The 26,093-nt window shown below is 62.0% G+C and carries 27 protein-coding genes; 19 read left to right on the top strand and 8 right to left on the bottom strand.

Going from position 1 to position 26,093, the window contains the following annotated elements; translation table 11 throughout:
- Positions 1–16: 16 nt before the first annotated feature.
- Together V3587_RS11325 and kstD are read right to left on the bottom strand one after the other, a co-directional pair.
- Positions 17–874: a MaoC/PaaZ C-terminal domain-containing protein gene (locus tag V3587_RS11325; RefSeq protein ID WP_124568889.1), complete on the bottom strand. Its 858-nt coding sequence runs from the start codon at positions 872–874 to the stop codon at positions 17–19.
- Complete coding sequence (gene kstD, locus V3587_RS11320; protein WP_185564823.1) at positions 864–2,597, bottom strand: 3-oxosteroid 1-dehydrogenase; 1,734 nt, start codon at positions 2,595–2,597, stop codon at positions 864–866. The genes V3587_RS11325 and kstD overlap by 11 nt, the downstream gene beginning before the upstream one ends.
- Before the next feature lie 115 nt (positions 2,598–2,712).
- Here kstD and V3587_RS11315 point away from each other — a divergent pair, with 115 nt between their 5' ends.
- The 6 genes from V3587_RS11315 to V3587_RS11290 are packed head-to-tail and all read left to right on the top strand — an operon-like array spanning position 2,713 to position 8,292.
- Positions 2,713–4,311, top strand: coding sequence for an FAD-binding protein (locus V3587_RS11315; RefSeq protein WP_283376535.1), 1,599 nt, complete (start codon positions 2,713–2,715; stop codon positions 4,309–4,311).
- 3 nt (positions 4,312–4,314) lie between these two features.
- Entirely contained in the window at positions 4,315–5,100 is a 786-nt protein-coding gene (locus V3587_RS11310; RefSeq protein ID WP_124568886.1) for a 2-keto-4-pentenoate hydratase, read from the top strand.
- Between the two features lie 8 nt (positions 5,101–5,108).
- Positions 5,109–6,011, top strand: coding sequence for an acetaldehyde dehydrogenase (acetylating) (locus V3587_RS11305; protein WP_124568885.1), 903 nt, complete (start codon positions 5,109–5,111; stop codon positions 6,009–6,011).
- On the top strand, positions 6,008–7,051 hold the full coding sequence (gene dmpG / locus V3587_RS11300; protein WP_020906144.1) for a 4-hydroxy-2-oxovalerate aldolase: 1,044 nt from the start codon (positions 6,008–6,010) through the stop codon (positions 7,049–7,051). Before V3587_RS11305 ends, dmpG begins: the two co-directional genes overlap by 4 nt.
- Before the next feature lie 3 nt (positions 7,052–7,054).
- Entirely contained in the window at positions 7,055–7,807 is a 753-nt protein-coding gene (locus V3587_RS11295; protein WP_283376536.1) for an SDR family NAD(P)-dependent oxidoreductase, read from the top strand.
- On the top strand, positions 7,804–8,292 hold the full coding sequence (locus V3587_RS11290; RefSeq protein WP_283376537.1) for a VOC family protein: 489 nt from the start codon (positions 7,804–7,806) through the stop codon (positions 8,290–8,292). Before V3587_RS11295 ends, V3587_RS11290 begins: the two co-directional genes overlap by 4 nt.
- Here V3587_RS11290 and V3587_RS11285 read toward each other — a convergent pair.
- Entirely contained in the window at positions 8,279–9,886 is a 1,608-nt protein-coding gene (locus V3587_RS11285; protein WP_283376677.1) for an FAD-dependent monooxygenase, read from the bottom strand. The two genes, V3587_RS11290 and V3587_RS11285, sit on opposite strands and share 14 nt — an antisense overlap.
- A 140-nt stretch (positions 9,887–10,026) precedes the next feature.
- Here V3587_RS11285 and V3587_RS11280 point away from each other — a divergent pair, with 140 nt between their 5' ends.
- The 7 genes from V3587_RS11280 (at position 10,027) to V3587_RS11250 (ending at position 15,226) form a co-directional block, all read left to right on the top strand.
- Complete coding sequence (locus V3587_RS11280; RefSeq protein ID WP_235171284.1) at positions 10,027–10,503, top strand: HIT family protein; 477 nt, start codon at positions 10,027–10,029, stop codon at positions 10,501–10,503.
- Between the two features lie 171 nt (positions 10,504–10,674).
- A complete protein-coding gene (locus V3587_RS11275) occupies positions 10,675–11,850 on the top strand; it encodes an alkane 1-monooxygenase (RefSeq protein WP_283376538.1) in 1,176 nt (391 codons plus the stop codon).
- Positions 11,847–12,017, top strand: a complete 171-nt coding sequence (locus tag V3587_RS11270) for a rubredoxin (RefSeq protein ID WP_020906150.1) — start codon at positions 11,847–11,849, stop codon at positions 12,015–12,017. Before V3587_RS11275 ends, V3587_RS11270 begins: the two co-directional genes overlap by 4 nt.
- A 30-nt stretch (positions 12,018–12,047) precedes the next feature.
- Entirely contained in the window at positions 12,048–12,239 is a 192-nt protein-coding gene (locus tag V3587_RS11265) for a rubredoxin (RefSeq protein WP_007734094.1), read from the top strand.
- Positions 12,239–13,495 (top strand): NAD(P)/FAD-dependent oxidoreductase, encoded by a 1,257-nt coding sequence (locus V3587_RS11260; RefSeq protein WP_283376539.1) that lies wholly within the window; start codon positions 12,239–12,241, stop codon positions 13,493–13,495. The genes V3587_RS11265 and V3587_RS11260 overlap by 1 nt, the downstream gene beginning before the upstream one ends.
- A 74-nt stretch (positions 13,496–13,569) precedes the next feature.
- Entirely contained in the window at positions 13,570–14,196 is a 627-nt protein-coding gene (locus tag V3587_RS11255) for a TetR/AcrR family transcriptional regulator (RefSeq protein WP_095970934.1), read from the top strand.
- Positions 14,197–14,392: 196 nt separating this feature from the next.
- Positions 14,393–15,226 (top strand): hypothetical protein, encoded by an 834-nt coding sequence (locus V3587_RS11250; RefSeq protein ID WP_283376540.1) that lies wholly within the window; start codon positions 14,393–14,395, stop codon positions 15,224–15,226.
- A gap of 73 nt (positions 15,227–15,299) precedes the next feature.
- Here V3587_RS11250 and V3587_RS11245 read toward each other — a convergent pair whose 3' ends face one another.
- Positions 15,300–15,671: a hypothetical protein gene (locus tag V3587_RS11245; RefSeq protein WP_007734099.1), complete on the bottom strand. Its 372-nt coding sequence runs from the start codon at positions 15,669–15,671 to the stop codon at positions 15,300–15,302.
- A gap of 2 nt (positions 15,672–15,673) precedes the next feature.
- On the bottom strand, positions 15,674–16,834 hold the full coding sequence (locus tag V3587_RS11240; protein WP_003945847.1) for a Rieske 2Fe-2S domain-containing protein: 1,161 nt from the start codon (positions 16,832–16,834) through the stop codon (positions 15,674–15,676).
- Between the two features lie 195 nt (positions 16,835–17,029).
- On the opposite strand from V3587_RS11240, the gene hsaA reads away from it, so the two are divergent.
- From hsaA to hsaB, 4 genes are read left to right on the top strand one after another with little or no spacing between them, the layout of a single operon-like run.
- Positions 17,030–18,205 carry a 3-hydroxy-9,10-secoandrosta-1,3,5(10)-triene-9,17-dione monooxygenase oxygenase subunit gene (gene hsaA / locus V3587_RS11235; RefSeq protein WP_031332838.1) on the top strand — a complete coding sequence of 392 codons (1,176 nt, stop codon included), beginning with the start codon at positions 17,030–17,032 and terminating at the stop codon, positions 18,203–18,205.
- Between the two features lie 10 nt (positions 18,206–18,215).
- A complete protein-coding gene (gene hsaD, locus V3587_RS11230; RefSeq protein WP_283376541.1) occupies positions 18,216–19,094 on the top strand; it encodes a 4,5:9,10-diseco-3-hydroxy-5,9,17-trioxoandrosta-1(10),2-diene-4-oate hydrolase in 879 nt (292 codons plus the stop codon).
- Positions 19,094–19,996, top strand: coding sequence for an iron-dependent extradiol dioxygenase HsaC (gene hsaC / locus V3587_RS11225; protein ID WP_003945585.1), 903 nt, complete (start codon positions 19,094–19,096; stop codon positions 19,994–19,996). The genes hsaD and hsaC overlap by 1 nt, the downstream gene beginning before the upstream one ends.
- Entirely contained in the window at positions 19,993–20,577 is a 585-nt protein-coding gene (gene hsaB, locus V3587_RS11220) for a 3-hydroxy-9,10-secoandrosta-1,3,5(10)-triene-9,17-dione monooxygenase reductase subunit (protein WP_003945677.1), read from the top strand. The genes hsaC and hsaB overlap by 4 nt, the downstream gene beginning before the upstream one ends.
- Positions 20,578–20,642: 65 nt before the next feature.
- On the opposite strand, the gene V3587_RS11215 is transcribed toward hsaB, so the two are convergent.
- The gene (locus tag V3587_RS11215) at positions 20,643–21,467 is read right to left on the bottom strand and encodes an Abi-alpha family protein (RefSeq protein ID WP_095970937.1); all 825 of its coding nucleotides are present in this window, start codon (positions 21,465–21,467) and stop codon (positions 20,643–20,645) included.
- Positions 21,468–21,481: 14 nt separating this feature from the next.
- Entirely contained in the window at positions 21,482–22,756 is a 1,275-nt protein-coding gene (locus V3587_RS11210) for a DUF445 domain-containing protein (protein ID WP_019746908.1), read from the bottom strand.
- A gap of 330 nt (positions 22,757–23,086) precedes the next feature.
- On the opposite strand from V3587_RS11210, the gene thrS reads away from it, so the two are divergent.
- Positions 23,087–24,307, top strand: a complete 1,221-nt coding sequence (thrS, locus tag V3587_RS11205; RefSeq protein WP_283376542.1) for a threonine--tRNA ligase — start codon at positions 23,087–23,089, stop codon at positions 24,305–24,307.
- Here the strand turns inward: thrS and V3587_RS11200 are convergent.
- Positions 24,304–24,750, bottom strand: a complete 447-nt coding sequence (locus V3587_RS11200) for a MarR family winged helix-turn-helix transcriptional regulator (RefSeq protein ID WP_003945852.1) — start codon at positions 24,748–24,750, stop codon at positions 24,304–24,306. The genes thrS and V3587_RS11200 overlap by 4 nt on opposite strands.
- A 143-nt stretch (positions 24,751–24,893) precedes the next feature.
- Here V3587_RS11200 and V3587_RS11195 point away from each other — a divergent pair, with 143 nt between their 5' ends.
- Complete coding sequence (locus V3587_RS11195) at positions 24,894–26,090, top strand: MFS transporter (RefSeq protein WP_095970939.1); 1,197 nt, start codon at positions 24,894–24,896, stop codon at positions 26,088–26,090.
- Positions 26,091–26,093: the final 3 nt, after the last annotated feature.

Below are 26,093 nucleotides of genomic sequence, written 5' to 3'. Positions count from 1 at the left end.
ATCAGACAGGTTGGTATCAGACAAGAGTGAGAACTACGTCAGCCAGAGCAGGAGCTTCGCGCTCCAGTACAGAAGCTGAGATCAGGAGTCGCCCATTGTCTTTCCAGATCTGGATACTCAAGTTCTCGCCGGGAAATACGACCCCGGCAAAGCGGGCCCGAAATCCGGCTACCCGACTGCTGTCGCCGTCGAGCATGGTATCCACTGCGGTCTTGCAGACCATTCCGTAAGTACACAGTCCATGCAGGATAGGCGCTGGAAAGCCTGCCGCGGAGGCGAATTGCGGATCCGAGTGCAACGGATTCCGATCACCACACATCCGGTACAGCAAAGCCTGCTGTGGAAGCACAGGCGTCACCACTGTCTCATCTGGTTCGCGATCCGGAAGCGAAATCGACTCCGACGGACCACGTTCACCCCCGAAACCACCCTCGCCGCGGGCGAAAATGGACGATCGAGCGGTCCAGAGAGGGTTGCCTTCGGCGTCGACCGTGACGGATTCCTGCACGATCACGGCGGCCTTGCCCTTGTCCCAGACCTCGGCGATTCGAGTTGTGGTGCGGCCACTTCCACTTGCCGGGATCGGCTGATGGACAGTGACTTCCTGGCTTCCGTGGACTACCTTCGCCAGATCGATTTCGACGCCGGGGAACGAGACCTTCGGGGCTTCGGTGGCGTGGAAGTTGGCGGCGACGGTGGCGAAGGTGGGTAGTACCTGAGGCTTTTCGTCGTCGAGGTAGCGCAGTTCGCTCGGATCGAGCGGACGTGCTCCAGCGCCCAGTGCCAAGTGGTAGTGCTGCACGTCCGACGGCGTCCACGAGAACTCTTGTGGGGCAAGCTCGGCGCCGAGCGCGATCTTCGGATCAATTGGCATGGTCGACCGCCGTCTTTTCAGTCGCAGCTGATGCCGTTGCTCCGGTGGTCTCGGCCTTCTTTGCGCGCTCGACGATGTCGAGTACGGCCAGGTAACCGAAAGTCATTGCGGGACCGATGGTCGCGCCCGGTCCGGCGTAGGTGTGGCCCATGACCGGAGCGCTCGCGTTGCCGGCGGCGTAGAGGCCGTCGATGACGCTTCCGTCTTCGCGTAGTGCTCGGCCGTTGACGTCGGTGCAGATTCCGCCCTTGGTACCGAGGTCACCCGGAACCATCTTGATGGCGTAGAACGGAGCCTTGCTGATTTCGGCGAGGCTGGGGTTCTTCAGCCGGGGATCGCCGTAGTACGCGTCGTATCCACTGTCGCCACGTCCGAAGTCCTCGTCCTTGCCGTTGCGCGCGAAGCCGTTGAACCGATCGACGGTCTCGGTCAGCGATGCGACGGGAAGCCCTGTCTTCTCGGCCAATTCGGCAATGGTTCCTGCCTTGACCACGATGCCGGCCTTGAGCCAGCGGCCGGGGAAGGGAGAGCGGGGAGTGATACCGGCAAACGTGTAGCGGTTGCGGTAGCGCTGATCGAGGATCATCCACGTCGGGATGTTCTCGCCGGGGCCTTCGCCCTGACCGTACTCACCGCCGTACATCGCATGGGTTGCCTCGACGTACGGAGCGGCCTCGTTACCGAAGCGCTTGCCTGACATGTTGACCATCATGCAGCCCGGGAGGGTGCGCTCGGAAAGAGCGAACCACGGGCCGCCGGTCAGTGGAATGGACGGGCCCCACCAGGCGTCGTCCATGAAATCGACTGCAGCGCCGACTTCTTGGCCCGCGCGGATGCCGTCGCCGGTGTTGGCCTTCGCGCCGACGGTCCATTCGGTGCCGATGGGCGCGCGCTGGTACTTCTCACGCATTTCCTTGTTGTGCTCGAATCCGCCGGATCCCAACACGACTCCGTGGCGGGCGCGAATGACCTGCTCCTCGCCGTCGACGAGGACGTTGACGCCGCGAACTGCGCCGTCTTCGGTGTACAGGGAGGTCAGCGGGGTGTTCAGCAGGATGGGTACTCCGGCGGACTGAAGTCCGAGTCGAATACCGGCGACCAGTGCCTGGCCGCGAACCAGCAGATCCTTCTTGGTGGCCTTGGCTGCGAGGAATCGCATGCCGACCTTCATGGCGCGCAGGGGTCCGCGGGGATTGCGCATCAGCAGGTTGAGCCACTTGTAGTCGGCCTGGGTGATGACGAAGTTCTTGGGGGCCTTGACGTAGTCGGGCTCGAGGTTCTTGCGGTCGGCGCCCAACTTGTTGCCGTCGAACGGGGTGGGCTCGACACTGCGGCCACCGAGGCGTCCGCCGGGTGCTTCCGGGTAATAGTCGGAGTAGCCGGGAACCCACTGCAGTTCGAGCGGGCTGTTCTTCAACACGAACGAGAGCATCTCGGGGCCGCGCTCGAGGTAGGTGTCGATGCGTTCGGGAGCGACGACGTCGCCGATGATGCTGTGCAGGTAGGAACGTGCGGCCTCTGGCGTATCGGTGACACCGTCCGCTTGAAGTGCCTCGTTGTTGGGGATCCAGACCCCACCACCGGAACGGGCGGTCGATCCGCCGTAGTGGGCGGCTTTCTCCACGATGACCACACTCAAGCCCTGGTGGGCTGCGGTCAAGGCCGCTGTCATACCTGCGGCACCACTGCCGACGACGACGATGTCGTATTCCTGCTTGCTCATGTAGAACACGTTATAGAATGATGGGGGTGTCAGTCCATGCTTTCTGCCAGGAAGTATTTCCGGACGTTGTCATTGATAACGAAACACGTTGCAGTGAGATTGAGGATGGTGCGGTGTGACCTGGGATACTTCGGTTGACGTCCTTGTCGTCGGGTTCGGTGTGGCGGGCGCCAGCGCGGCGCTCGAAGCGGTAGCGGCCGGTTCGTCGGTTCTGGCGATCGATCGAGCGCTCGGTGGTGGTGCCAGCACGATTTCCGGAGGAATCTACTACGCCGGTGGCGGCACCGTGATTCAAAAGGAAGCCGGCATCGAGGACAGTCCCGAAGCCATGCTCGCCTACCTGAACCGCGAGGTCGGTGACGCGGTGACGCCGCAGACTCTGCGCCGGTTCGTCGACGAGAGCCCGGCGTCGATCGACTGGCTGCGCAGTCACGGAGTGCCGTTCGAGGCCTCACTGTGTCCTTACAAGACGTCGTACCCGAGCAACAAGCACTACCTCTACTTCTCGGGCAGCGAATCTGCCGGTGGGTTCCGTGACATCGCAAAGCCTGCTCCGCGCGGTCATCGTGCCAAGGGGCGTGGCACCTCGGGGAAGATGCTGTACGGCCCGCTCGCGAAGTCCGCGGAGGCCAAGGGCGTCCAGTTGCTCGGCCAGACGCGAGCTGACCGGCTGATCATCGAGGACGGCCGGGTGATCGGCGTCGAAGCACTGACGCTTCGTGACGCTCCTGCCGGAGTTCGGCGCCGGCACGCGACGCTCGGATCCCTGTCCTCCAAACCCGGCGTCTACGCGCCGCAGTTGCGCACGATTCTCGACGCACTCATCGCGAAGATCGAGAAGAAGTACGCCAAGCGGATTCGCATCCAGGCGCGCGGAGGCGTGATCCTGAGCGCCGGCGGCTTCGTCTCCAATCGCGAGATGATGCGCACCCATGCCCCTGCCTACAAGGGCGGTATCCCGCTCGGCACCTCCGGCGACGACGGCAAGGGCATCAACCTCGGCATCGAGGCCGGGGGAGCGACCGACAAACTCGGCAATGTCTCCGCCTGGCGATTCATCGTCCCGCCCAGCGCTTTTCTCGGTTCGGTTCTGGTGGGTGAATCCGGTGCGCGGATCGTCGACGAGTCCCGCTACGGCGCCGCACTTGGTCAGGCGATGGCGGAGAAGAGCCGCGGAATCGGTTGGTTGCTGGCAGATTCCGAACTCGTTCGTGAAGCGAAGTCGCAGATCGGTGACCAATCGATGTGGTTCCAGCGAGTACAGACCACCGGCATGATGCGTACCGCCGTCCGTGGCAACACCATTGCCGAGGTCGCCCGCAAAGCGGGGATAGACGTCGCCGGCCTTCAAGCCACAGTCGACGCGCACAACTCCGCCGCCGCTGCCGGACAACCTGATCCGATGGGCAAACCGTCGGACTTCGTCAGGCCGATACTGTCTGCACCGTTCACGATGTACGACGTCTCGATCAAGCCCAACATGATGAATCCGTGCCCGATGCTCACGCTCGGTGGATTGGTGGTCGACGAATCGTCCGGCATGGTGAAAAACGAGGCCGGGGAGGGTATCCCCGGCCTGTATGCCGCCGGCCGTACCGCCGTCGGTATCTGTTCCAACTCGTATGTGAGCGGATTGTCGCTCGCCGACTGCGTGTTCTCCGGACGACGAGCCGGTCAGCATGCAGCCACATTCGCAACAGCCGGAAAGGCCTGATCGATGCTCTCGACGCAGATCCGCGGCGAACTTGCCGACCATCTCGATTCGGCGGAACGAGACCGCGCTCCGATCAGTCCGCTGATCGCCGACTATCCGGAAATAGATGTCGTCGATGCCTACGAGATCCAGCTCATCAACATCCGGCGTCGAGTTGCCGGTGGCGCAAAGGTGGTCGGACACAAGGTCGGGCTCTCGTCACTGGCGATGCAGCAGATGATGGGCGTCGACGAGCCCGATTACGGTCACCTGCTCGCCGAGATGGAAGAGTTCGAGAACCGTCCGGTCGACACGTCGCGGTTCTGCTTCCCACGCGTCGAGGTGGAGGTCGCCTTCATTCTGGGAGCAGATCTGCCGGGCGCCGGGTGCACCGAACAGGACGTCATCGACGCCACTGTCGCCTATGCGCCGTCCATCGAATTGATCGACAGCCGGATCAAGGACTGGAAGATCGGCCTCTCGGACACCATCGCAGACAATGCCTCCTCGGCGGGGTTCATCCTCGGCAAGGAACGAGTTCGCCCGTCGGACATCGACATCAAGGCGATCGACGCGGTGCTGACCTGCAACGGCGAGCGGATTGCGGAGGGGCGAAGCGATGCGGTTCTCGGGAACCCGGTCACCGCTGTCGCGTGGTTGGCGCAGAAGGTCGACACGTTCGGGGTTCGGCTCAAGGCCGGCGACATCGTTCTGCCGGGTTCGTGCACGCGAGCGATCGACGCTCATCCAGGCGACAACTTCCGAGCCGAGTTCAGCGGCCTCGGCTCCGTCTCTCTTCAGTTCACGTAGGAGTAGTCATGACCAAGGCAAGTGTGGCGATCGTCGGATCGGGAAACATCAGCACCGATCTGTTGTACAAACTGCAGCGCTCCGAGTGGCTCGAGCCGCGATGGATGATCGGAATCGATCCCGAGAGTGAAGGATTGGCACGCGCTCGCAAGATGGGACTCGAGACCTCCGCCGAGGGCGTCGACTGGTTGCTCAGCCAGGCGGAGAAACCGGACCTGGTCTTCGAGGCGACGTCGGCATACGTGCACCGCGAGGCAGCACCCCGCTACGAGGCCGCCGGTATCCGTGCCGTCGACCTGACTCCGGCCGCGGTCGGCCCGGCTGTGGTTCCGCCCGCGAACCTGCGCGAGCACCTCGACGCGCCCAACGTCAACATGATCACGTGCGGTGGGCAGGCAACCATTCCGATCGTCTACGCGGTATCGCGTGTCGTCGACGTGGCATACGCCGAGATCGTCGCCTCCGTGGCGTCGTTGTCCGCCGGCCCGGGAACTCGCGCGAACATCGACGAGTTCACCAAGACCACCAGCCGCGGTATCGAGACCATCGGCGGCGCACAGCGCGGCAAGGCGATCATCATCCTCAACCCCGCAGACCCGCCGATGATCATGCGCGACACCATCTTCTGCGCTATCCCCGAGGACGCCGATCGGGCCGCGATCACCGACTCCATTCACCGCGTCGTCAAGGACATCCAGCAGTACGTGCCGGGTTACCGGTTGCTCAACGAACCGCAGTTCGACGAACCGAGCGTCGTTTCCGGTGGCTATGCCACGGTCACCACGTTCGTCGAGGTCGAAGGCGCAGGCGACTTCCTGCCCCCGTACGCGGGCAACCTCGACATCATGACGGCAGCAGCCACCAAGGTGGGCGAGGAAATCGCCCAGAAGCTTCTGAGTGTGAAGGCATGAGCGACATGATTCATTTCGATTCGAGCTGGGACATCCGCGTCACCGACACGTCGCTGCGCGACGGCTCCCACCACAAGCGTCATCAGTTCACCGTCGAAGAAGTACGGGCCATCGTCGGTGCCCTCGACGGAGCCGGAGTGCCGGTCATCGAGGTCACTCACGGCGACGGCCTCGGCGGGTCCTCCTTCAACTACGGCTTCTCGAAGACTCCCGAGCAGGAACTGATCAAAGCTGCAGTCGAGACGGCGACCAACGCGAAGATCGCCTTCCTGATGCTGCCCGGGCTGGGCATCAAGGACGACATCGTCATTGCGCAGGACAACGGTGCGTCCATCTGCCGCATCGCAACTCACTGCACCGAGGCGGACGTATCCATCCAGCACTTCGGTCTCGCGCGTGAGCGTGGACTCGAAACCGTCGGGTTCCTCATGATGGCTCACTCGATTCCGCCGGAGAAGCTGGCCAAGCAGGCCCGCATCATGGCCGACGCGGGTTGCCAGTGTGTGTACGTGGTCGACTCGGCCGGCGCGCTGGTACTCGAGCAGGTATCCGATCGCGTCGAGGCGCTGGTTCAGGAACTCGGCAACGACGCTCAGGTCGGCTTCCACGGCCACGAGAACCTGGGCCTGGGCGTCGCCAATTCCATCGCGGCAGTTCGTGCGGGAGCCAAGCAGATCGACGGCAGCACCCGCCGTTTCGGTGCCGGCGCCGGCAACGCCCCGGTCGAGGCCTTCGTCGGTGTCTGCGACAAGATCGGCGTCAAGACCGGTATCGACTTCTTCGCGATCGCCGATGCAGCCGAAGACGTTGTGCGCCCGGCAATGCCGCAGGAATGCCTGCTCGATCGTCAGGCACTGATGATGGGCTACGCCGGCGTGTACTCGAGCTTCCTCAAGCATGCCGAGCGTCAGGCCGAGCGGTACGGAGTGTCGTCCGCGGAGCTGTTGGTACGCGCAGGCAAGCGCAAGTTGGTCGGCGGCCAGGAAGATCAGTTGATCGACATCGCACTGGAACTCCAGCGCGAAGCAGCGGCTTCCTAGCCCATGGCAGACGTACTGGCCGGAAAAGTGGCCTTGGTGACCGGCGCGTCCTCAGGGTTGGGGCGCGCGGTGGCCGAGATACTCCACCGCAGGGGCGCACAGGTTTTCGGTATCGCCCGTGACAAGGAAAAGCTGCGGCAGTCGATGGTCGAGGTGGTCGGCGCGGACGGTGAGCGTCGTTACGCGGCGACGGACGTCTCGGATTCTGCTCAGTGTGATGCGGCAGTACAGGCGTGCGTCGAAGCGCTCGGTGGTATCGACATCCTCGTCAACGTGGCGGGATCCCACTCGCTTCGTCATACGGCGGATATTGCGGATTCCGAATGGGCACATGACCTTGCGGTCAATCTGAACGGACCGTTCTTCCTTTCCCGCGCAGCATTGCCACACTTGCTGGAACGGGGCGGCAACATCGTCAACGTCTCCTCGATCGCGGGGCTGGAAGGGCAGGCGTACTCGGCTGGATACTGCGCTGCCAAGCACGGACTCATCGGTCTGACCCGGGCGATGGCGATGGAATTCACCGGAAAGTCTCTGCGGGTCAACGCAATCTGCCCCGGCGGCATGATGACTCCTCAAGTCACCGGATTCACCTTCCCCGACGGAGTCGACTTCGATCTCGTCATGAAGGTTGCATCGCCGCGAGGCTTGATGGAAGCCGAGGACGTTGCGAAGATGGTGGCTTTCGTGGCCTCCGACGACGCCTCGGCGATACACGGGGCCGTCTACTCGGTGGACAACGGAAAAATGGCATGACCCCCTTGGTCTCGGGACCGATCTTCCAGATCTGCTGGGTGGTCGAGGACATCGAGGCTGCCGAACAGGAGTTCACTCGGCAGTGGGGAGTGGAGCGGTGGCTGCGTATGCCAGGCATCGTCTTTGGTCCCGAGACCACAACGTATCGAGGTGAGCCCGCGGACTATGTCGTGCACGTATCGATCGGATATGCGGGCAGCCAACAGCTCGAGTTGATCCAACCAGTGTCCGGACGCAACCTGTACACGGAGTTCCTGGAGACTCACGGCGTCGGAGTTCATCACATGGCTTGGGTTCCAGACGATTACGAGGCGACGTTGCTCGAGGCCGAGCGTCGCGGAATGTCGGTGGTGCAACAAGGTCGGGTAGAGGGCGCCGGCATGGAGTTCTCCTACCTCGATGCCGGGCCGTTGGGTGGATACGTCGAGTTGATGAAGCTCTCGCCCGAGATTCGGTTGATGTTCGCTTCGCTCATTCCTGATTGACGGCAAACACTTTCGCGAAGTAGTCGGAAACGTTCTCCGGGTGACCGCGGAATCCGAGGTAGCCGTCGGGGCGAATGACCAGCGCCGTCGTACCTTCGATCCCATACGCGGCGCACAGCTGCGAGGCGTTGTCCTCGATGATCGGCACCAGCGAGTCGACGGTCACGGTTCCCGGTGGCACTATCGCGTAGACGTCCAACATGCCGTGCGCTGATCGAATGGCGGCGTCGGCGACCTTCTCGAGGCTGTTGATGCTCTCTGCGGATCCGTCCGAAGTCAGCAGTAACGTGTGGTCGACTCCGGACAGCAAGTCGAACAACCGAATTGGATACTGCACACCGTCTCGGCGCATTCCGCGTGCATCGGGTGCACGCTCGCCCGGTTGGACGTGTGGACTCGAAGAGTTACGCCCGGTGTTCAGCGGACTCTCCGAGTAGTCGATCAACAATTGAGCCTGGCGCCGCATTGCCGTGTCGATGGAGGACTCTCCCGAACCGATTCCTTCTCGAGCATTTCGGACCGTCATCCCGACGACTTCTTCACCGACCGGCCGCCTTTCGGCGTCGTAGGTCTCGAGAAGATCCGATTTCGCAACATCCTTGACGGCGAGCGCTACCTTCCATGCGAGATTGTGGGCATCTTGTATCCCGGTGTTCATGCCCTGCGCTCCAGTCGGGGGATGGATATGTGCGGCGTCACCGGCGACGAAGACCCGCCCGCGACCGTAGGCGTCGACGATGCGGTGGCTGATGCGGAAGACCGAGGACCATCGCAGCATCGAGGCGGTTGTCGGTTCTGGGGACAGTCTGTCGAGTACGGCCTGGATGTGATGGAGTTCAGGTGTCGTGCCGGTTGAAAAACCGTGTTGTACAGAGGCTTTGTTCGACGATTCATCCGGCATCAAATCGTCCGGAACGAGCATCGACATGCGGTACCGCTTGTGTCCGGGAAGTGGGATGCAGACGAGTAGGTCGTCGGTGGTTCCGTCGTCGGTGGTGTGGTTGGCGCGGACGGAGTAGCCGCTGGGGATCGACCAGTCGACTTCGACGTCACCGAGCATGTAGCTTTCCGCAAACGCGCCGCCCTCGAAGCTCAGGCCAAGCCCTTTGCGGACCACGCTGTGAGCGCCGTCGGAACCCACCAGGTACCGGGCTGTCACGGTGCTGCCGTCGCTGAGTGTGCAGGTGACGCCGTCGTCGGATTGTTCGAATGCGGTAAGGCCGACTCCGCGTTCGACGGTTGTCCCCAATTCGGCGAGGCGCTCGGTGAGTATGCGCTCCGTCGAATACTGGGGCAGGCAGAGGAACCAGTAAGGGACGTCCTCGGGGAGGGTGAGGTCGACGCGGCCGACCTCGACGCCGTTCGTGTACATGATTTGACCGCGCATCAATGTCGAGGCATCAAGCGCCTGGCGGAGCACCCCCATGTTCTCGAAGAGTTCGAGAGTGCGTGGCTGAATCCCGACGGCTTTCGCGTATTGCCGCGGTTCGTCGAGGGGGTCGATTATCCGACATGAGATACCGCGTCTGCGCAGCTCGATCGCGGTGGTCAATCCGATCGGGCCGGCGCTCGCTACCAATACGTCGGTATCCATGAGGACCCACTCACGTCGGGGACAGTCGGTCATTTCAGTATGGGTAAGCGAACTTTCGTTTTGGGGAAATTCGCGCAGATCGGGCATCTTGGGGCTTTCCGCACAGGTTGCAGACGTTGAGGTCGTGGGAAGATCGCGACGTGAAGGCAGACGAGTTGCATCATGAGCCGCTGGGATACCGGTGCCCGTTCTGTCGCTTCGCGCTGGGCGAGTTCGACGAGCACAACGCGTCGACCGACCTGGTTGCTCGAACCGACCACGCAATCGCTCGGATTTCCCCGAAGTGGTGGCCGGGCAACCCCGGCCACGTAATTGTGTCGCCGATCGAGCACTTCGAGAATCTCTACACTTTGCCCACGAGCGTCGGGCACTCGGTGTTCGACCTGGTTCAGGCTGTGGCTGTTGCAATTCGTGAAGCCTACGGCTGCGACGGTGTCTCGACCCGGCAGCACAACGAACCGGCGGGCAACCAGGACGTCTGGCACCACCACGTCCACGTATTTCCGAGATACGAATCCGATCGCCTGTATGCCCGACATGGCGAGGCGGCATACGTTCCGCCCGAGGCTCGCGCGCCTTTCGCTGCACTTTTGCGCCCTCGATTTCCTGAACGCTGATCTGCAGCCGCATCCTAACAATGTACAAATTTGCGTGTTTGTAAAACTTTTACCTTCAAAATCGTTGACAAAAGACCACAATTTGTCCACTCTTTATACATAGATGTTGTTCGTGTCGCGGATTGCCGCGCAGGACGCACTCACTGATTCGAACGAGAACTGGAGAATTCGATGGCGGCGTTGGTGTACACCGAGCCAGATGGTCGGCTCGCAACATGGAGAGACCGGAAACGCTACTTGTGGCTGTTGGCGCTGATTCCGTCATCGGCAACTTTCATCGCCGTGGGGCTTGTTACCGCCACCGGATGGAATGTCTTCTGGTGGACCGGCCCACTGATCGCGTTTGCCCTCATTCCTGTCATCGACATTCTGGCGGGCGAGGACGGGAAGAATCCGCCCGACGAGGTGATCGACGAACTCGAGAACGACCGCTTCTACCGGTGGTGCACCTACGCCTATCTGCCGCTGCAGTACACGGCCTTCTTCCTGTCCTGCTACATCTGGGCGCGTTGGGATTTGAGTGTTCTCTCCAATATCGGACTCGCAGTGACGATCGGTGTGACGGCCGGAATCGGCATCAACACCGCCCATGAACTCGGGCACAAGAAGGAGAGCGTCGAGCGCTGGTTGTCCAAAATCGTTCTCGCACAGAGTGCTTACGGTCACTTCTACCTCGAGCACAACCGTGGCCACCATGTGCGAGTGTCGACTCCGGAAGATCCGGCGACCTCGCGCTTCGGTGAGACCCTCTACGGTTTCTGGCCGCGCAGCGTCGGCGGGGGATTGAAGTCGGCGTGGCATCTCGAGAAGACCCGCTTCGAGCGTTTGGGCACCACGCACTGGAGCATCAAGAACGACGTGCTCAACGCCTGGCTCATGTCGGTTGTTCTGTTCGGTGTCGCGCTTGCAGTGTTCGGGATCGGTATTGCGCCGTACCTCGTGATCCAGGCCTTCATCGGATTCTCGCTGCTCGAAGCGATCAACTACCTCGAGCACTACGGACTCCTGCGGCAGAAGACCGCAAGCGGACGGTACGAGAGGTGCACACCGGCGCACAGTTGGAACAGTGATCGCATCTGCACCAACGTCTTTCTCTATCACCTGCAGCGGCACAGCGATCATCATGCGAACCCGACGCGTCGCTACCAGGCGCTTCGCAGCATGGAAGAGGCCCCTCAGCTCCCGAGCGGGTACGCCAGCATGATCATGCTCGCAACAGTCCCGCCCTTGTGGCGCAAGGTGATGGACCACCGCGTCCTCGCGCACTACCGAGGCGACATCACCCAGGTCAACATCGCGCCGAAGAAGCGGGCCAAGATCCTCGCGGCCTACGGGGTGAACGCATGAACGCCTACATCTGCCCGATCTGTGATTACACGTACACCGAATCGACAGGTGCTGCGCGAGAAGGTTTTCCGCCCGGTACCGCGTGGTCGAGTATTCCGGACGACTGGTGCTGCCCCGACTGCGGCGTCCGCGAGAAGGTCGACTTCACGCTCGTCGCGCAATCCTGATCGAACTACCCACCGACGAAAGGAAAACCGATGTCCGAGACTGCCACTGCTTACAAGTTGTTCCGCTGCCTCCAGTGCGGGTTCGAATACGACGAAGCGATCGGCTGGCCCGACGACGGTATCGAGCCGGGCACTCGCTGGGACGAGATTCCCGAAGACTGGTCCTGCCCTGATTGTGGTGCTGCCAAAGTCGATTTCGAAATGGTGGAGGTGGACCGCTGATGACAGCGGTCAGCGAGCCCGACACACGCACCGTCGTGATCGTGGGCACGGGCATCGCCGGTTCCGGTGCCGCGCAGGCCCTGCGCAAGGAAGGGTTCGGCGGCAGCATCATCCTGATCGGCAGCGAACCTGAGGAGCCGTACCGCCGCCCGGCGCTGTCGAAGGAGCTACTGTCCGGGAAAGCGTCGATCGATCGGGTTCGGTTGCGGCCGTCGACTTTCTGGACCGAGCAGGGTATCGATCTTCGGATCGGCGCAACTGTCACGAGTATCGACACCGATTCCCGCATAGTACTTTTAGCCGACGGTGACAGCATCGACTACGACGTTCTGATTCTTGCCACGGGTGGACGGTCCCGACGGTTGGCCGCGGAAGATTCCGAGCGCGTTCACTATCTTCGAGATATCGCAGACATGCGACGCTTGCAATCCCAGCTGATCGAAGGATCCTCGCTATTGGTGGTCGGCGGTGGCTTGATCGGATCGGAGGTGGCGTCAACGGCACGCGACTTGGGTTGCAGTGTGCAGGTTCTCGAAGCGCAACCGCTGCCCCTGTCCAGGCTGCTTCCACCGTCGATAGCGGAGAAGATCGCCGCGCTGCACGCCTCGGCGGGCGTCGCCTTGCAGACGGGAGTTGACCTCGAGACGCTCACGACGGGTGCCGACGGCGTCACCGCACGTGCGCGTGACGGACGCGAGTGGACAGCGGACTTGGCCGTCGTCGCAATCGGATCCTTGCCCGATACCGATGTGGCTGCTGCGGCGGGTATTGCGGTGGACAACGGGATTACGGTAGACCGATACCTCAGAACGTCTGTCGATGGTGTGTACGCGATCGGCGATGTAGCCAACGTGCCCAACGGTTTTCACGGCGGCATGCACCGCGGCGAGCACTGGAACACTGCGCAGGACCACGCCGTCGCAGTTGCCAAGACCATCGTGGGCAAGGCGGAACCTTTCGAATCCGTCCCATGGAGTTGGTCGAACCAATTCGGCCGCAACATCCAGGTAGCCGGTTGGCCAGGTGCCGACGACACCGTGATCGTCCGAGGAGACCTGGACTCCTACGATTTCACCGCGATCTGCACGCGCGACGGAAATATCGTCGGTGCTGTGAGCGTGGGCCGGCCGAAGGACATTCGCGCCGTCCGAACCATGATCGAACGCTCCCCGGACCTCAGCGCCGACGTACTCGCCGATACAAACAGGGATCTGACCGAACTTGCGGCGGGTCTTGTCGCCTCACCGGTGCGCTGAGTGCACTCGTGACTTCTGCAGCCTGCGTGTCCACCGTTTTGACACCGAGCACGGGCGATGGAAATCTTCCCGATATGTCCACCGCTCGTGCCCGTGTCCCGTACCACGAGGCAGCCCGTCAACTTCTCCGTGCGTCAGCGCTCGACGCCACACGCGAACTCTTGACCGAGAAATCGTGGAACGACATCACCATGGCGCATATAGCGGAAGCTGCGGGTATGAGCCGGCAGACGTTGTACAAGGAGTTCACGTCCCGGCAGGGGTTGGCGTCCGGATACCTCATCCGGTTTGTCGACGAGTTTCTCGAAGAAGTGGAACGTGAAGTAACGCTGCATCATTCGGATCCGCGGGGCGCGGTCTCGGCAGCCTTCCGTGCCTTTTTCGACGCCGGTGCCCGGGATCCGATGGTGGTCAGCATTGTCGGTCCTCGTCCGCAACATGACCTGCTGAGCCTGGTCACCACCGACGGGACTCCGCTGCTCGAACATGCGAGCGCGAGGTTGGCCGAGATCTTCATGACCAGTTGGGCGAACGTCGACCGCGTCCATGCCGAGATGTTCGGCAGCACGATAGTGCGTCTCGCGATCAGTCACGTGACGTTGTCCTTCGGTACTCCCGATCAGATCGCCGAGAACCTGGGGGAGATGTTCGGGCCGTTCCTCGATCAGGTCATCGGTTCGGGAGCAGTCGAACCGAACTGAGCCAACGGGATCGATACGGTTTCCGAGCTAGGACGGAAGTTCGATCGAGCGTGATCGCCGTAGTTCTTTGGTGGGAAATATCGCCGTTATGTGTGAATCCGCGTCTCACTTCTCGGTAGCGTGCCGGGCGTAGATCGAGGTGCGATCCGCAGGGGTGGCTCTCGTGAAGTTCCGTCAACGATGGAGGAATTCGAAGATGAAGAGCCGCAATAAATCTCGAGTGTTGTCGACCGTTGTGGTAGTTGCATGGTTTGTCATGGCCGGGGCAGGTGTGGCAGTCGCCGACGAATCCTCGTCAGGGTCCTCCGGGGGAGGATCACTCGGTTCCTCCAGTGCGCCGGAGATTGATCCGTTGACCTTCGACGGTTGGGGCACGTGCCCGATCGAGGATCTCGAGGTGACGACGTGCGCCACCGTCGTGGTGCGGGGAGGGACCATGAAATTGGGTGCACTTTCGGTGCCGATCCCGGACGGCAGTCTCAAGGTTGCGGGCGGGGTGAAATACGCGACCCAGCCCGACAACAGTTTCGTCGAGACCTTTGTCGCCAAGCAGGACGGGTCCAACGGGGTCTATTCCAAACCGATTTCGGTGCCAGGGGGTGCGCTCGGGATCGATACTCCGCTCGGATTGACTCAGATCAGCGCGACAGTCGAATCGGTGGGAGTCCCGGATCTGAAGGTCCTCGAGCAGGAACTCACGATGCCGGTCCGCTTGAAACTGTCGAATCCGTTGCTGGGCGACGATTGCTACATCGGTTCGATCTCGAATCCGATCAACCTTCATCTGACGACAACAGGCAACCCGCCATCGGAACCCATCGGTGATTTCCCGGGTGCAGTGTTTCCGGCAGTCCCACATTCGGATGCTGCGTTTGCGGCGCCGGGGGCTAGCGGATGCGGACCACTGGGTGCGCTCAACTGGGCGGTGAATCTCCGTGGGGGAGTGCCGGCAGTCAGCGGAAAGAACTCGCTCACCACGTCGAGCGACGTCTATGCGGTGGCTGCACGGAAAGTGCGACCGCCTGCCTGACAGACGCACAGTTGCCGGAACGCACAACGAGGGCCGACCCGTGGTGGGTCGGCCCTCGTTCTGCACAATCAGGTCAGCTGACCTCGGGATCACGCACCGTGATGGTGCCGTCCCTGACTGCGTCGGCGATGCTGTCGTGCAGCTTCGGGCATCCGTCTTTTAATGCCGTCGACTGACCGGACGCAATTGCCTCTTTGAAGGTGTGGCAACGCAGCGCCGGGTCGGAAGTCCACTGCACGCTGGTGTGTTTGTACGTGTTCTTGCGAACCAGTACGCAGGCACCGCATGCCTTGCAGTCGACTTCCTGTAGACCCGAGTCGAGGTATTCGTGCTTGTCCTCGATCGTCTGGGCCGCGATCGCCTCGAGCCGTTCCGTTTGCCCGGCAAAGTCCGGTGCCTTGGCCCAGCGAGCCCACCGTGCGTCGGTTCCGATCGAGGCGCTCACGATTAGACCTCTGCTTCCTTCTTTGCTGCTTCTGCTGCGGCTTCCTTCTCGGCCTTCTGGCGTGCGAGGTTTTCCTCGACCTCGGCGTGCCAGGCTTCGTTTGCCTTGGTGGTGTCCACCTCGAACTCGAAGCGCTGCGTCATCTTCTCGGTGACGTCGGCCTTGTCCACGTAGAACTGCTCGTACCAGCGTCGTAGCTGGTAGACGGGGCCGTCTTCTTCGCAGAGAAGGGGATTCTCGATCTTGGTCTTGTTCTTCCAGATCGCGACGTCCTGTAGGAAGCCCTCGCTGATGCCCTCGGTGAACTTGCCGGCCAACTTGTCGGCCATCTCGTCGGAGACACCCGTCGGCTTCTTGACCGTCACGCCCCACTGCAGCACGAACGAGTCCGGGCTGATCGGGTAGTGGCAGTTGATCAGAACACTCTCGACCTCGTATCCGCTGTAGCTGTTCCACAGGGGATTGACCATGTACGACGGCCCGTAATACGCAGCTTCGGAGCGAAGCAGCGTGTCGCCGCCGTACTGGGAGGCCATTCCGATGTCGGGACGGCCTGTGGTGTTGAGGTACTGAGTGGCGATCTCACCTTCGAAGACGTTCTTGAAGTACGTCGGGAAGGCGTAGTGGATGTAGTAGAAGTGCGCCATGTCGACCACGTTGTCGATGATCTCGCGGCAGTTGGAACCCTCGATGACCATGGAGTTCCAGGTCCAGTCGGTCCATTCGTCGCTGTACGCGCCCTCGATACGAGGAATCACGATCTCCTCGGGCGGCGGATTGCCCTCGGGGTCGTTCCAGACGAAGAGCTGACCATTCTGCTCGAGGGTCGTCCACGCGCGGGTACGTGCGAGCGGAGGCACGCGGCGGGCATAAGGAATGCCGGTGCATTTGCCGTTGCCGCCCCAGCGCCAGTCGTGGAAGGGGCAGGCGATGGAATCGCCCTTGACCTCGCCTTGTGTGAGGTCACCGCCCATGTGACGGCAGTATCCGTCGAGAACTTTGATGTCGCCCTTGCTGTCGGCGAACACCACGAGCTTCGTACCGAAAGCCTCGATCGCGTGCGGTTTGCCGTCCTTGAAGGTCTTCAGTAGACCCAGGCAGTGCCAACCGCGGGCGAAACGAGTCTGCACCGTTCCGACGTCGATCTCGCGAATCTGCGCCATTGTGACCTCACATCCCTTCTAGCTGTTAGTAGAACACGTTATAGAACTCGATCCGGTTCCGCCAGATTTTGGGGGCACTTGTTACAGCATTGCGGCCACAAACGGGACCTTTGTCAGCGTCTCGACAGAAAAGAGAACGTGTTCTAGTCTCAAGTGTAAGTGAACCAACCGATCGAGGAAGACGGGAGCGTCGAAGTGGGTAACCATGACAGCCACGAGGTGATGCAGAGGCTCGACGCACTACTGCCGGCACTGCGCGAGCGCGCACAGGAGACCGAGGATCTGCGTCGTATCCCCGACGAGTCCATCAAGGGACTCCAGGAAACAGGCTTCTTCCGCTTGCTGCAGCCGAAGCAGTGGGGCGGATACGAAGCCGATCCGGTGCTGTTCTACTCCGCGGTCAAGAAGATCGCCAGCGCGTGCGGTTCCACAGGGTGGGTCTCCTCGATCATCGGCGTACACAACTGGCACCTCGCCCTCTTCTCTCAGCAGGCGCAGGAAGACGTGTGGGGCAACGACACTGACGTGCGCATCTCGTCCTCTTACGCTCCGATGGGTATGGGTGAAGTAGTCGAGGGCGGATACAAGGTCAACGGTGCGTGGGCGTGGTCCTCGGGTTGTGACCATGCCAGCTGGGCCGTTCTCGGTGGTCCGGTGTTCAAGGACGGCCGCGCAGTCGATTTCGTGAGCTACCTGATTCCTCGCGAGGACTACCAGATCGACGACGTGTGGAATGTGGTCGGCCTGCGTGGAACCGGCTCCAATACCGTTGTGGTCAAGGATGTTTTTGTTCCCAAGCATCGCGTTCTGAGCTTCCGGGCGATGAGCGAATTGACCGCCCCGGGCCTCGAGAAGAACACTGCACCGGTCTACAAGATGCCGTGGGGAACCATTCACCCCACCACGATCTCGGCACCGATCGTCGGAATGGCGTACGGCGCTTACGAAGCGCACGTCGAGCACCAGGGCAAGCGCGTTCGCGCTGCGTTCGCCGGCGAGAAGTCGAAGGACGATCCGTTCGCCAAGGTGCGCATCGCCGAGGCGTCCAGCGACATCGACGCCGCGTGGCGTCAGCTCTCCGGCAACGTCGCCGACGAGTACGCGTTGATCCTTGCGGGCGAAGAGGTTCCGATGGAACTACGCCTGCGCGCTCGACGTGACCAGGTGCGCGCCACTGGCCGTGCGATCGCTTCGATCGACAAGCTCTTCGAGAACTCCGGCGCCACGGCGCTGCAGAACGGCACGCCGATTCAGCGTTTCTGGCGTGACGCACACGCTGGTCGTGTCCACGCCGCGAACGATCCCGAACGCGCATACGTCATGTTCGGAACCGGCGAATTCGGTCTGCCGATCACCGACACGATGGTCTAGAGGAGGCTCAGTGACAACCACCGAAGAAGCTCTCACCTACGAGTCCACTTCGCGGTTCGCGCAAGTGCGCCCCGATCTGAAACTGCATTTCCACGAGGCAGGCGTCGGCAACGACAAGACCATCGTGCTGCTGCACGGCGGTGGCCCAGGCGCGTCGTCGTGGTCGAACTTCGCCCGCAACATTCCGGTGTTGGCGAAGAACTTTCACGTCATCGCGGTCGATCAGCCCGGTTACGGGCAGTCCGACAAGCCGACGGAGCATCCGCAGTACTTCGTGCACAGTGCGTCGGCGCTCAACGATCTCCTGGATACGCTCGAGATCACCGGTCGCGTTGATCTGCTGGGCAATTCGCTCGGTGGTGGCGCTGCTGTTCGCTTTGCGCTCGACTACCCGGACCGCGCCGGTCGCCTCGTTCTGATGGGCCCCGGCGGTCTGAGTGTCAACCTGTTTGCGCCGGACCCCACCGAGGGCGTCAAGAACCTCGGGAAGTTCAGCTACCAGCCCACACGTGAGAACCTCGAAGCGTTCCTGCGGATCATGGTCTTCGATCAGAAGCTGATCACGCCGGAACTCGTCGACGATCGTTTTGCTGCGGCCAGCACTCCCGAGTCGCTCGCTGCGGCCAAAGCGATGGGTAAGTCCTTCTCCAGCGGCGACTTCGAGCTCGGCATGCTCTGGCGCGAGGCGTACAAGCTGCGTCAGCGTGTGTTGCTGATCTGGGGCCGTGAGGATCGGGTCAACCCTCTCGACGGCGCACTGGTTGCGCTCAAGATGATCCCGCGCGCGCAGCTCCACGTCTTCGGCGGTTGCGGTCACTGGGCGCAGCTCGAGAAGTTCGACGAATTCAACCGGCTCGCAACCGACTTCCTGCTCGACGGAGGTAAATGATGGGTATTCGATCTCTGGCGTACATGCGCATCGGGGCCACCGACATGGCTGCGTGGCGCGAGTACGGACTCAAGATCCTCGGAATGATCGAGGGCAAGGGCGTCGACGCGGAATCGCTGTATCTGCGTATGGACGACTTCCCGGCGCGTCTTGTCATCGTTCCGAACGACACGGACCGTCTGCTCGTCTCGGGCTGGGAAACCGCGAATGCGGCTGAGCTGCAGGATATCCGTGACAGATTGTCGGCAGCCGGTGTTCCGTTCAAGGAAGGCACGGCGGAGCAGCTCAAGGACCGCCGTGTCGTCGAGATGATCGCGTTCGAGGACACCTCGGGTAACTCCCTCGAGGTGTTCCACGGCGCTGCTCTCGAACACCGCCGGATCGTGAGCCCGTACGGACACAGGTTCGTGACGGGGGAGCAGGGCCTCGGTCACGTCGTGCTCACCACCGATGACGACGACGCGTCGCTGCGGTTCTACCGCGACGTACTCGGATTCAAACTTCGCGATTCGATGCGTCTGCCTCCGCAGATGGTCGGCCGACCCGCGGACGGCGACCCGGCGTGGCTGAGGTTCCTCGGCTGCAACCCGCGTCACCACAGCTTGGCGTTCCTGCCGTTGCCCAACCCGACGGGCATCGTGCACTTGATGCTCGAGGTGGAGAACTCCGACGACGTCGGACTGTGCCTCGACCGAGCACTGCGCAAGAAGGTCAAGATGTCGGCGACGCTCGGTCGCCACGTCAACGACGAGATGCTCTCGTTCTACATGAAGACTCCGGGCGGGTTCGACATCGAATTCGGTTGTGAGGGGCTAGAGGTCGAGGACGAAAACTGGATCGCGAGGGAAAGCACGGCCGTGAGCCTGTGGGGTCACGACTTCACGGTGGGAATGAAGCCGTGAGTTCGCCCGACGCGTCGGTGAGTGCGGAGCAGGCGATCGATCCACGCCAGTTCCGCACGGTTCTCGGGCAGTTCTGCACGGGTATCACCATCATCACGACAGTCGACGACGGTGAGCCCGTCGGGTTCGCGTGCCAGTCTTTCGCCGCCCTGTCACTCGACCCGCCTTTGGTGCTGTTCTGCCCCACCAAGGGTTCTCGGTCGTGGGCGGCGATCGAGCGGACCGGGAAGTTCGCCGTCAACGTGTTGGCGGAGGAACAGCAGGCGGTGTGTGCTCGTTTCGGGTCACGTGAGCCGGACAAGTTCGCCGGTATCGATTGGACGCCATCACCTCTGGGCTCGCCGATCATCGACAAATCTCTCGCACACATCGACTGCACGGTGGAAACCGTCCACGACGGCGGCGATCACTACGTCGTCTTCGGTCGGGTGTCGTCGATGAGTGAGATCAAGACCGAACGCCCGCTGCTCTTCTATCGCGGGCAGTACACGGGCATCGAGCCGGACAAGACTGTTCCGGCTACCTGGCGTGACGATCTGGAAGCGTTCCTGACGACCACGACAGAAGATACCTGGCTGTAGGGGCAAGCCCCCGTGAGTGGTTAAGGAGTCCAGGGGCTCCTTGACCACTCACGGGGCCGGAGGCCCTACAGCGAAAAACAGGTATGACAGAAGTCGTCACCGAACGGCGTCAGCAGGATGCTACGACGGACGATCTTGTTGGATCGTCCCGCGCGCTTGACCGCCTCGATCACCGACGGCTGCACCTCGACCACCTGGTACCGGTCGGCCTCGACGGGCTCGCGTGAGAACGCCACCAAACCGAGCCGATGCAGGTTGTTCAGGTAGGCGCTGATGCGATCCAGATGCCGGCATCCCGCCAGTTCTCCGATCATCGACAAACCCTCGTCGATCATCTCCGAGCCGACGCCGAACGGACGCGCCGTGCGTACGTCCACGCTCGGTTGCGCACCTGAAGTGGCCAACAGCCGGAGAATTCGAGCTTCGTCCGGCGCGATCTCGTCGAGGATCCGGTCGTAGGCCGGGTGCAGGTCGTCGCGATCGGTCACGTCCGCGGAACGGTCCAGCAACCTGTCGCCGCGTGCCCGCAGCGCTGCGAGAGTGGCCTCGACGCTCTGTTTGCGGTTGGTACGAGGCGCCATTGCAGCCCGCAGGTTCTCCGTCCGCGAGCCGTCTCCGTTGGAGTTCTCGGCCCGACGTTCGGATTGCACGTTGGCGGATTCAGCAGCTTCTGCCGCGGCTTCGGCGGCAGCCTGAACGATCTGCCGCGTCGCCTCCTTCGCCGTTCCGAAAGCCCAACCCGTCAGCTTGATCGACGTGAGCGTCGTCGTGGCAGTGAGCCCGACAAGGCTACGGATCAGACGCTTTTCGACGGATTCGACCGGCGTGATGTCCGCAGCCCAGTCGTACGATTCCGCTTCGACGATCAGGCGGTGGTCGTGCTCACTCATACTCATACTCCGACTCATACTCCGAATATTGCGAGGTGTAGGAAACCGGCAAACGAGCCCAGCACGGCCCCGTGTACGAACAACAGCCACTCGTCCTGCTTGACGGCTGAGCGTAGTAGTTCGCTGAAATCTTCCGGTGAAAGGATGCTCATGCGTTCGGTGACGAAGACACGAATCTTCTCCGACTGGCTCTCGGCGAACTCCGCGTCTTCGAAGACCCTTGGGTACAGGTCGAGCACTTCGGTGGTGGCCAGGCCGGGCAGACGCTTGTAGCTCTGCGAACCGACGGTCATCTTGACGACCGACTTTGCCCAGCCGGCGGCGTCGTCGACGGATTCGCGCAGTACCTGGTCGAGCATCCGTCGGGTTCGGTCCGAGCGGGGACCTTCGAGGAGTTCGGTGCCGATGTTCTCGAGCGTCACGACGTGATCGGCCAGGGTTTTTGCGTACCCGGCGATGATTTCGGTGCGTCGTTTGAGGAAGAGTCCCTGTCGCCACGGCACCCAACGGCTGGGTGTGATCGGCTCGAAGATCATCGTGATGCCGAGGTAGTTCACGATGTATCCGATGATCACGCCACCGATGGGAAGCACCCACCACTGCGGAACCAGGTGGAGGATTCCGACGAGCACGAAGCCCATCGGGAAACCGAAGTAGAAGCCGAAGTTCTGCATGAACCGGAGCTCTTTGTTGCCCATCGTGCGGAAGATGTCGTTGAGCAGTTTGGGATGCGAGGAGAGGTAGCGGATCACCATCAGCTTCGCGTCGATGAACTCGTCGATGTCCTCTTCGATGCGGTCGGTGATCATGCGCACGCTGGCCGGCAAGTCGTCCTCCACTTTGCGGAAGACGGCTTCCTTCACCGACGTCGGAAGGTTGTGCCAGAGCTGAGGATTCTCGGCCGTCATGATTCTGGTGACCACGCCGCGCACTTCACTGCGTGAGATGTTCACCAAGTGCTCGGCGATGCTGTCCGGATCCAGAACGCGGTAGAAGTCGGCAATGCTGCCGACCTTCGCGAGGGATTTGTCGACGGCGATCGACGCCATCTTCTCCGCCCGCGAAGGGACGATCCCTTGCCAACCGAATCGGCCGTCGCTCGTGATCGCGGGGATCACCTGGACGCGCCGGGGAAGGAACGGGAAGAGCAGTTTGAGGCCGGGCACTTTGATCCCGTGGAAGTTGATCGGCGCAAAAAGCATCAGGACGCCCGACCAATTGGTGATGTACCCGATGATTCCCGTGAACAAAGGAATGGTGATCAACTGTTCGAGCAAGTGGTCCGGCACCGTCGCACATCCTCCTCATATCCGAGAACCTCACGTTCGGACATGATTGCCGAAACTTCGCTCTTCGTGGGTGTTTCGTTGGCTACTGCTGCGCCTTCCCAGTTGCGTCAGCATAGAGGCCCGACAATTCGGGCTGTAGGTGGGTCGGAAGTTGATGTAACCTCACGTACATGGTCAGTATTGCGCACAGCACGACGACGCCGGTTCTCTTCCGGCGCATCGTTTAGCAACTGCTGACCGAGCCCTTTCAGCCCCGGGAGTTATCGCCCCGGGGTTTTCTTGTTTCTTCGCTCCGTGTGCGTCTCCCCTTGAACGATTTGGAGAGCTCTCATGAGCGTTGACCACCGTGAACTCGGGCGCGAGCTGGAGTTTTTCGCCACCACCCCCATTGTCGGAGCAGGCCTCCCACTCTGGTTACCGGACGGCGCGATCATCAGGAGCGAACTCGAAAAGTTCGCCGCCGAGCAAGCAGCGCGATCCGGGTGCCGGAGTGTCTATACCCCCGTTATGGCGAAGAAAGAGTTGTACGAGAGATCTGGGCATTGGTCCAAGTTCTCGGACGACATGTTCCCTGAAATGAAGATAGGCGGAGAGTCCTTTCTCCTTCGTCCGGCTAACTGTCCTCATCACGCTCAGGTATTCGCCGCTCGCGGTCGTAGTTATCGCGAGCTACCTTTCCGCGTTCGTGAACTCGGATCGATGTTTCGTAGCGAACTCTCCGGAGTTCTCAGCGGATTGAGTCGAGTCCGACAGATCAATCTCGACGACGCACATGTCTTCTGTAGTCGTCAACAAGTGCAAGCGGAAGTGATCGTGGCGCTCGACGCGATCGAGCGCTGCTACTCGACTCTGGGGATTGCCGAACGGGGGTACCGACTCTCGATCAGAGGGGGAGAGGGGCAGTACCTCGGCACCGACGAGCAGTGGGCGGACGCCGAGGATCACCTTCGCGGAGCACTGAATGCACGCTCGATCGAGTACGTGGAAGCGAAGGGAGAGGCAGCGTTCTACGGTCCCAAGATCGACGTCCAAGTGCGAGACGCGCACGGCCGCGAGGAAACACTCTCCACCGTCCAACTCGACTTCAATCAACCGGAGCGGTTCGACCTCGAGTACACCGCTGAGGACGGATCCAAGGCTCGCCCCGTCATGATCCATCGGGGCTTGCTCGGGTCGATGGAACGCATGACTGCGCTCTTGATCGAAAGGTTCGAAGGACGGATGCCGCCGTGGCTGGCACCCAACCAAGTCTCGATCCTGCCCGTCGGCGACCGACATCGGGATGCGGCCGAGCGTTTGCGGGCTGATCTCGAGGCTCACGATGTTCGAGTGGCGATCGCAGCTGACGGATCGTTGGGACGTCGCATCCGCGAGGCGCGCACTCACCGTGACCCGTACATCGCGGTGATCGGGGACAACGAGGTGCACGGCGGCACCGTCGACGTTCTGGTCCCCGCGCGTGGTGGGCGGGCGGAGGTCGACGCGGGTGTGTTTGTCGCTCAGGTGGTCTCGGGCATCGCGGAGCGTGCCCTGCTTCCGGCAGACTTCTAGCCGACGGGTAACTCGTGCAGGGCGCGCACCAGTGGCGCGAGTTCAGGCGTTTTGCATGCCTCGTCGAGCGCGGCCTCGAGGGTGGCGTCGTGCGTCGGCCGTGCGCTTTCGAGAAGCTCGCGGCCGGCCGGCGTCAACTCGGTGTAGATGCCTCGACGGTCGTCGGCGCACAGGATGCGCGTCAGTAGTCCTCGATCTTCGAGTCGGTTCACCAAGCGCGTCGTGGCGCTGCTGCTCAGTGCGGCAGCGCGGGCCAGCTGGGCCATGCGCATGTGCCAGCCGTCCTGGCGGCTCAGCGCGTCGAGCACGGTGTATTCGACGACGGACAGTTTGTGCTCACGCTGGAGCGCGCGTTCCAGTTCGGTGTCGAGGGCGCCGTGCAGTGCTGCGAGCGTGCGCCACCCTTGCGAACGGATTTCGACGGCGTCGTCGGCGATCCCCATGTGATTCTCCTTGTCCGTTTCCTGCGGCTCCAGGTTACCAGCTTGCGCATGTAGCGCGCGCGTGCAACTATTTATAGCGCGCTTGCAACTACTGCACACGCCCGCTAACGGCTTACGCGTAAATCTGTGAAAGGAACATCGAGATGCCATTGGGTCTCATTGCCCTCGCTATGGGCGGGTTCGGAATCGGCCTCACCGAATTTGTCATCATGGGCCTCCTGCCCGAGGTCTCAGCCGACTTCGAGGTCACCGAGTCCGTCGCGGGCTACCTGATCTCGGGCTACGCACTGTCGGTGGCGATCGGTGCGATCCTCCTGACCGCTGCCGTCACTCGCTTCGAGCGCAAGAAAGTCCTTCTCTCGCTCATGGTGCTGTTCATCATCGGCAATCTGATGTCCGCGCTCGCGCCGTCGTACGAGGTCATGATGGGCGGCCGCATCGTCGCGGCGCTGTGCCACGGTGCATTCTTCGGAATCGGTTCGGTGGTTGCCGCCGACATGGTCGCGCCTAACAAGCGCGCCGGCGCCATCGCGATGATGTTCGCGGGCCTGACCATCGCCAACGTCCTCGGCGTTCCGTTCGGCACGCTGCTGGGCCAGCAACTCGGGTGGCGCTCGACGTTCTGGGCCATCACCGTCATCGGCGTCATCGCCCTGATCGGAATTGCAGCACTCGTCCCGACGACACCCGCCAGCACGACCGGCGGCGGATTGCGCGGAGAGTTGGGGGCGTTCCGCAACAAGCAGGTATGGCTCTCGATCGTCATCACCATCCTCGGCTACGGCGGAATGTTCGGAGCGTTCACCTACATCGCCTTCACCCTCACCGAGGTGACCGGCTTCGCGACGTCCAGCGTTCCGTGGCTGCTCATCCTCTTCGGCTCGGGCCTGTTCGTCGGTAACTTCCTCGGCGCCAAGGCGGCCGACCGTTCGCTCACGAAGGCGCTGGTCTGGATTCTCGCGATCCTGACCGTCGTTCTGATCGTGTTCGCCGCCACCGCGGAGAGCAAGGTCATGACTGTGATCTCGCTGTTCTTCATGGGCGCCTTCGGTTTTGCGACGGTTCCCGGCCTGCAGATGCGGATCATGAACTACGCGTCGGCCGCACCGACCATGGCGTCGGGTGCCAACATCGCCGCCTTCAACGTCGGCAACGCACTCGGGGCATGGCTGGGCGGAATCACCATCGCTGCGGGGCTCGGCTTCACCTCCCCGATCTGGATGGGAGCGGCAGTCACCGTCGCCGGTCTGCTGGTTCTGATCGTCGCGGCGAAGATCGACCGCCCGGCAGCGTCAGAGCAGTCGGCGCCGAGCACCTCGCTGCATCCGACCGCAGCCTGAACC

Origin of the sequence: Rhodococcus sp. IEGM 1306 (assembly GCF_036541985.1) — a bacterium.
GTDB lineage: Bacteria > Actinomycetota > Actinomycetes > Mycobacteriales > Mycobacteriaceae > Rhodococcus_F > Rhodococcus_F qingshengii.
Note: the sequence above shows the minus strand (reverse complement) of the source record. Positions and strands in the feature narration are given on the sequence as shown.